At 60.7% G+C, this 389-nt stretch carries 1 protein-coding gene; it reads right to left on the bottom strand.

Features of this window, described 5'->3' with window-relative positions; all coding sequences use genetic code 11:
* Positions 1-3: 3 nt before the first annotated feature.
* A partial coding sequence (thyA, locus tag EN969_RS35145; protein WP_127419995.1) for a thymidylate synthase occupies positions 4-389 on the bottom strand: 386 nt, incomplete at its 5' end.

The following is a 389-nucleotide window of genomic DNA, read 5'->3' as shown; positions in this document are numbered from 1 at the left end:
GCCTTAGACCGCGATCGGCGCCTTGATCGACGCGTCGGCGACGTAGTTTTCCAGCCGGAAATCCTCGAAACGGAAGGCGAAGAGGTCCTTCACCTCCGGATTGATCCACATCGTCGGCAGCGTCCTCGGCGTGCGCCGCAGCTGTTCGCGTGCTTGCTCGAAATGGTTCGAGTAGAGGTGCGCATCGCCAAGTGTGTGGACGAAATCGCCGGGTTTCAGCCCTGTCACCTGCGCCACCATCAAGGTCAGCAGGGCATAGGACGCGATGTTGAACGGCACGCCAAGGAAGATATCGGCGGAACGCTGGTAGAGTTGGCAGGAAAGCCGCCCTTCCGAAACATAGAACTGGAACAGGCAGTGGCAGGGCGGCAGCGCCATCGCTTCCACCT

Origin of the sequence: Mesorhizobium sp. M7A.F.Ca.CA.003.01.2.1 (assembly GCF_003998945.1) — a bacterium.
GTDB classification, from domain to species: domain Bacteria; phylum Pseudomonadota; class Alphaproteobacteria; order Rhizobiales; family Rhizobiaceae; genus Mesorhizobium; species Mesorhizobium ciceri.
This window is presented reverse-complemented; position numbering and strand designations above follow the sequence as displayed.